The 6379-nt window shown below is 69.5% G+C and carries 6 protein-coding genes; all 6 read left to right on the plus strand.

The features are described 5' to 3' along the window. Window positions 1-79: 79 nt before the first annotated feature. The gene (locus VJN29_RS13330) at window positions 80-1258 is read left to right on the plus strand and encodes an ROK family transcriptional regulator (protein WP_324144115.1); all 1179 of its coding nucleotides are present in this window, start codon (window positions 80-82) and stop codon (window positions 1256-1258) included. Window positions 1259-1328: 70 nt separating this feature from the next. Next, entirely contained in the window at window positions 1329-2696 is a 1368-nt protein-coding gene (locus VJN29_RS13335; protein ID WP_324144116.1) for an extracellular solute-binding protein, read from the plus strand. Between the two features lie 109 nt (window positions 2697-2805). Further along, window positions 2806-3693, plus strand: coding sequence for a sugar ABC transporter permease (locus tag VJN29_RS13340; protein ID WP_324144117.1), 888 nt, complete (start codon window positions 2806-2808; stop codon window positions 3691-3693). Further along, window positions 3693-4538 (plus strand): carbohydrate ABC transporter permease, encoded by an 846-nt coding sequence (locus VJN29_RS13345; protein ID WP_324144118.1) that lies wholly within the window; start codon window positions 3693-3695, stop codon window positions 4536-4538. Before VJN29_RS13340 ends, VJN29_RS13345 begins: the two co-directional genes overlap by 1 nt. A gap of 14 nt (window positions 4539-4552) precedes the next feature. Next, window positions 4553-5944, plus strand: coding sequence for a glycoside hydrolase family 3 protein (locus VJN29_RS13350; RefSeq protein ID WP_324144119.1), 1392 nt, complete (start codon window positions 4553-4555; stop codon window positions 5942-5944). Next, window positions 5941-6379: ROK family protein (locus VJN29_RS13355; protein ID WP_324144120.1), on the plus strand; the 439-nt coding region annotated here is incomplete at its 3' end. The genes VJN29_RS13350 and VJN29_RS13355, both read left to right, overlap by 4 nt.

The raw sequence follows: 6379 nt of genomic DNA on the forward strand, positions 1-6379 counted from the left end.
GGCCCGGCCGCGGATTCCGGGACGCTTTTCCGCGCTCGCCTCTTGCCAAACTAGTAGTTAGTAAAGTTTACTAACTCTCATGGTCACCGCCGCCCCCCGGGCCCGACGCGTCCACCCGCGGACAGCGGTCCTGCCCGCCCACGGTCGGCGGCACAACCTGTCGCTCCTGCTCCAGACCCTCTACTCGGCCGGTGCCATGAGCCGGGCGGACCTGGCCCGCCGGCTCGACCTGACGAAGGTGACGGTGAGCGATCTCGTCGCCGAGCTGCTCGAGAGCGGGCACGCCGTCGAGCTCGGGCCGTCCGATGAGGTGCGGCCGGGCAAGCCGGCAACCCTCGTCGACGTCAACCGCACCGGTCTCCAGATCATCGGCCTCGACCTCGCCGAGCACCAGACGCTCCGCGCCGCGGTTCTCGACCTCGACGGGCAGATTCTCGCCCGCGCCGAGCGCCCGATGCCCGACGACCTGGGCACAAAAGCTGTTCACCCGATCAAGGAGAAGCCGATCGAGGGGGACCCGGTGCTCGAGGTCGTCCTGGACCTGACCCGAGAGGTCATCGAGCTGGCCACCGCCCCACTTCTCGGGATCGGCGTCGGCACTCCGGGCATCGTCGGCCCGGGCGGCGTCGTCGACACCGCCCCCAACCTCGGCTGGGTCGACGTCCCCCTGCGCGAGGTGCTCGCGGCCGAGACGGGCCTGCCGGTCTTCGTCTCCAACGACGCCGACGCGGCGGTCCACGCGGACCACACCCTGGGCGGCGGCGGGGACGACCTCATGCTCGTCAAGGTCGGTCGAGGCGTCGGCTGCGGGCTCATCGTCGGCGGCCAGCGGGTCCGTGGCGCACACTTCGCGGCCGGCGAGATCGGGCACGTCACGGTCGGCACCGATGGCGGTGCCCCCTGCCGGTGCGGCAAGGACGGCTGCCTCGAGACCTGGCTCTCCGCGCCCAACCTCGAGCGACTCCTCGCCGAGGCCGACCCCGTCGACCCGGACCGGCCCCGCCGTGAGGCCGGCGAGCGGCTCGGCATCGCCATCGCGCCCGTCGTCGCGGCCCTCGACCTCGCCGAGGTCGTCCTCACCGGCCCGGAGGACCTGCTCGGCGGAGTCCTGCTCGACATGCTCGACGCGACCCTCAGGTCGCGGATGCTCGCCCGCCCGTCGACCTCGCTCACCGTGCGGCTCGCCCGCGACTCGGACGACATCGTCCTGCGGGGTGCCTCCGTGCTCGTCCTCTGGGACCAGCTCGGTGTGACCTGACGAAGGACAAGAAAAGCAACGACAACGGCACGACGGCCCACCCAGGTGGCCACCCCGAAAGGAACCCTCCATGAAGAAGCACTTCGGCCTCACCCTGGCGACAGCCGTCGCCACGTCGGCAGCGCTGCTGCTCTCCGCGTGCAGCAGCGGCTCGGACCCAACGGCGGCCAACTCTCCGACGACGTCCCAGGACAACAGCAAGCGCACCATCACGCTGTGGCTCGTGGGAGCGGACACGAACGACGACCTGCGCGGCTACCTCACCACCACGTTCAAGCAGAAGACCGGGGCCACGCTCAAGATCGAGGAGCAGACGTGGGGTGACATCGTCACCAAGCTGACCACGTCGCTGCCCGACGCGAACAACACGCCGGACGTCACCGAGCTGGGCAACACGCAGGCGCCGACCTTCACCAACGTGGGGGCCTTCGCGGACGTGTCCGACCTCTACGAGGAGCTCGGCGGCGACAAGCTGCTCCCGTCGTTCGTCGAGGTCGGGTCGGTGGACGGCAAGAAGTATGCGCTGCCGTACTACTTCGGCTCGCGCTACATGTTCGCCCGGGCCGACGTCTGGAAGGAGGCGGGCGTCAACCAGCCCACGACGCTCGAGGAGTTCAACACCGCGGTCAAGCAGATCACCGCGAAGAACCCGCGCGACATCAAGAATTTCAGCGGCTTCTTCCTCGGCGGCCAGGACTGGCGCAACGGCATCTCCTGGATCTTCGCCAACGGCGGTGACCTCGCGAAGAAGGAGAACGGGCAGTGGGTCTCCACGCTGTCCGACGCGAACACGCTCAAGGGCCTGGCCCAGCTGCAGGACATCTACCGCAGCGCCTCCAAGGCGCCGGCCGACGCCAAGGACGCCACGCCGTGGCTCTACATCAACGACACCGACGAGATCCTCGACGAGGCAGGCAAGCCCGCCGGCAAGACGAGTCTCGCGGCAGCCACGATCATGGCGCCGGGCTGGGCCCACTGGTCAATCGGTGACCTCAAGGAGAAGGACGGCAAGCCGGTCCGCGAGTGGAACGACAAGAAGTTCAGCGCCTTCGTGCTGCCCGGCAACGACGGCAAGCCGGCTCCGGTCTTCGCGGGCGGCTCGAACATCGGCATCTCGGCCAAGAGCCAGAACCAGGACCTGGCCCGCGAGCTGCTCAAGATCATCTTCAGCGCCGACTACCAGCAGATGCTGGGCAAGTCCGGACTCGGCCCGGCCAACTCGGACTACGTGTCCTCGCTCGGTGACGACGTCTTCGCGAAGGCGCTCATCGACTCCGCGTCCAACTCCAAGCTGACGCCGGCGGCGCCGGGCTGGGCGGCCGTCGAGGCGAAGCAGGTCCTCGAGGAGTTCTTCGGCAAGATCCGCGACGCCTCCGACCTCGCTGCCCTGGCGAAGGAGTACGACGCGACGATCACCCCGATGCTGAACCTCAAGTGACCAGCATCTGACCCGCACCTGACCCACGCTGTGACGCCGTGGCGCGGCGGCCGGGGAGGTCCTCCACACCTCCCCGGCCGGGACACGGCGCCCGTGAAAGGCTCAGCCCATGGCGACGACCCGTCGCGTCCCCCTCCTGCTCATCGTCCCGACCGTGGTCATCCTCGTCGTGGCGCTCGGCTACCCGGTCGGCTGGCAGATCGTCACGAGCTTCCAGGAGTTCGGGCTCGCCCAGCAGTTCGGCCAGCCGCCCGAGTGGGTCGGGATCGAGAACTACCGCGCCCTCGTCACCGACTCCGCCCTGTGGGCCGTGATCGTGCGGTCGATCGTGTTCTGCATCGTCTGCGCGCTCACGACCGTCGTCCTCGGGGTCGCCATCGCGCTGCTCATGCGCCGCGTCAGCCGAGCACCACGGCTCCTCCTGCAGGTCTCCTTGCTCGTCGCGTGGGCCATGCCGGTCGTCGCCTCGATGACCGTGTGGGCCTGGATCGTCGACTGGCGGCGCGGCCTGCTCAACTGGTTCCTCGTCAACATCGGGATCGAGGATGCTGCGGGCCACAACTGGCTCGCGGAGCCGCTGTCCTTCTTCACCATCGCCGCCGTCATCGTCATCTGGATGAGTGTGCCGTTCGTCGCGCTGTCGATCTATGCAGGGCTGACCCAGATCTCGCCGGAGGTGATCGAGGCGGCCGAGATCGACGGCGCCACCGGGTGGCAGCGGGTCCGCCACATCATGCTGCCGCTCGTTGCGCCCGTGATCTCGATCGTCCTGCTGCTCCAGCTCATCTGGGACCTGCGGGTGTTCACCCAGATCAAGCTGCTCCAGGACGCCGGCGGGTTCGCGAACGAGACGCACCTGCTGGGCACCTACATCTACACGCTCGGCACCGGCTCCGGTGACTTCGGCATGTCGAGCGCCGTCTCGATCCTCATGCTCGTCCTCACCGTGATCATCTCCGCCTACTACGTCCGCTCCCTCATGAAGGAGGAGTCCTGATGCGCCGGCGCAGCTTCCGCCCGTCGAACGTGCTGTGGACCCTCCTGGCACTCACCGTCAGCGTCGTGTGGATCATCCCGGTCTACTGGATGCTCAACTCGTCGCTGCTGCCCAACGTCATCCTGCAGCGGACGACCCCGACGCTCGTGCCAACCGGAGGCTCGCTCGACAACTACGCCGGCGTGCTCGATGACTCCAGCTTCTTCCAGGCGCTGAGCGTCTCGCTCGCCGTCACCCTGCTGACCGTCGTCGCGGCGATCGCCATCGCCTTCCTCGGCGCGCTGGCGGTCAGCCGCTTCCGCTGGCGCGGGCGCAAGTCGTTCATCCTGGCCCTGCTGCTGATCCAGATGCTGCCTGCCGAGGGCCTCTTCATCGCGCAGTACAAGATGATGAGCGCGCTCGGCCTGCTCAACCAGGTCCTCGGACTCGCCATCCTCTACACGGCTGCGGTCGTGCCGTTCACGATCTGGATGCTGCGCGGGTTCGTCGCCGGCGTGCCGATCGACCTCGAGGAGGCGGCCATGGTCGACGGACTGTCACGCACCCAGGCCTTCTTGCGAATCACCTTCCCCCTCTTGGCCCCCGGACTCGTGGCCTCGGCTGTCTACGCGTTCCTCCAGGCGTGGAACGAGTTCACGGTGGCCCTGGTCGTCATGACCGAGGAGCAGGCCCGGACGCTGCCGTTGTGGCTGCGCGGCTTCCTCCAGGCGAGCGCGATGCGCGAGACCGACTGGGGCCAGGTCATGGCTGCGTCCACGCTCGTCGCGATCCCCGTCATCGCGTTCTTCCTCATGGTGCAGGGCCGTCTGTCCAGCGGGCTCGTCGGCGGGGCGGTGAAGGGCTGATGCAGGACCAAGGGGTGCGAAGGCGCCTCGTCCTCGGCACGGTCATGGCGGGTTTCGAGGGCACCTCCGTCCCGGCGTGGCTTCATGAGGCGTATGCCGCTGGGCTCGCTTCCGTCTGCCTGCACGGACCCAACATGGCTGGGCCACGGACTCTCTCGTCCCTCTGCGCATCGCTTCGCGCCGGTCGACCGGACCTCCTCATCGCGATCGACGAGGAGGGCGGCGACGTGACGCGGGTGCACTACCTGGAGGGGTCGCCGGAGCCGGGCAACGCCGTGCTCGGCCGTCTCGACGACACCCGGCTGACGCGGGACTCAGCCGCTCGGGTGGGACGCGAGCTCGCGGCACACGGGATCAACCTCGACCTCGCCCCGGTGGTGGACATCAACTCGGCCGATGACAACCCGGTCATCGGGGCTCGGTCGTTCGGGATCACGGCTGCCGCCGTCGGCCGGCACTCGGCGGCGTGGGTGGCGGGGCTGCAGGGGGTGGGCGTTGCTGCGTGCGCCAAGCACTTCCCCGGCCACGGCGACACCGTCGTCGACTCCCACCACGGGCTGCCGCGCACCACCGTGCCGCGTGAGGTCCTGGACGAGCGCGAGCTGGAGCCGTTTCGGGTCGCGGTCGACGCCGGTGTCGCCTGCGTCATGACCTCGCACATCGTCGTGGAGGCGATCCATCCGGAAGTCCCGGCAACCTTCTCGGAGAAGCTGCTTCGTGGTGTCCTGCGCCAAGACCTCGGGTTCGGCGGCGTCATCGTGTCGGACGCGCTCGACATGGCCGGAGCCAGTGGTGCGATCGGCGTCCCTGAGGCGGCGGTGCGGGCTCTGGCGGCCGGGTGCGACCTGCTCTGCCTTGGTTCCCGGACGACCGGCTCGGCGCTGGAAGAGGTCGTCGACGCGGTGCTTGCCGCTGTCGCCAAGGGCCGGCTCGCAGAGCGGCGCCTGGTCGAGGCGTACGGACGCGTCGCGCGGCTCGCTGCCGCCTACCCGGTCACGAGCCCCCCCAGCCCGTGGACTGCGGGGCCCCTCGAGCTGGGCATCGAGCGGGCATTCGAGATCACTGGGGCTGCGCGGTCATGGCTGGCGTCCGCGGCGCCGCCCAGCGTCGTACAGGTCGAGACGGAGAGCAACCCGGCCATCGGCACGGTCCCGTGGGGACCGGCTGCCATCGGCGCTGCCACGGACCCGGCTGCCGTGCCGAAGGATGCGAAGGTCGCCGTTGCCGTCCGCGGCCTCGGTGCGGGTCACCCGGCGTGGGACCTCTGCGAACGGCTGCGCGCTCGTGGCCACCGAACGATCCTCGTCGAGTGTGGCTGGCCACGCGGCGGCGCGGACATCGTCACATTTGGCGGATCGGCCGCCGTGGCGGCGGCGCTCGTGCGGCTGCTCGGGATGTCGACATGAGGCTGGGCATCGACATCGGTGGCACCAAGACGGCTGTGGTCGCCCTTGACGCCGCTGGCCGGGTCGTCGCCTACCGCCAGGCGCCATCGGGGCGAGGGGCCCGCGACGTCATCAGCGTCGCGGTGCAGATGGCCCGGGCAACACTCACGGCCGCGGGCCCCGGGTCGCCCGTCGAGGCGGTGGGGGCCTGTATGCCCGGGCTCGTGGACCGCGGCACCGGAGTGGTCCGACACGCCGTCAACCTCCACGTCGAGTCTCTCTCTCTTGCAGCACAGCTCGCTGCACACTTGGGCGTCCCGGTGCAGGTGGAGAACGACGTCAAGGCGGCTGCACGCGGTGCCGTCCAGCTGCTCGCGGGGAGCGGTGTCGTGCCGCGGTCGCTCGGCTACCTCAACCTCGGCACCGGGCTCGCGGCCGCGATGGTCGTCGAGGGGA

Source organism: Intrasporangium sp., from assembly GCF_035280925.1.
Classification (GTDB): Bacteria; Actinomycetota; Actinomycetes; order Actinomycetales; family Dermatophilaceae; genus Intrasporangium.

Excerpts from the sequence above, each read along its gene's own strand:
- VJN29_RS13330 (WP_324144115.1), top strand. The coding sequence starts at position 80 with ATGGTCACCGCCGCCCCCCGGGCCCGACGCGTCCACCCGCGGACAGCG.
- VJN29_RS13335 (WP_324144116.1), top strand. The coding sequence starts at position 1,329 with ATGAAGAAGCACTTCGGCCTCACCCTGGCGACAGCCGTCGCCACGTCG.
- VJN29_RS13340 (WP_324144117.1), top strand. The coding sequence starts at position 2,806 with ATGGCGACGACCCGTCGCGTCCCCCTCCTGCTCATCGTCCCGACCGTG.
- VJN29_RS13345 (WP_324144118.1), top strand. The coding sequence starts at position 3,693 with ATGCGCCGGCGCAGCTTCCGCCCGTCGAACGTGCTGTGGACCCTCCTG.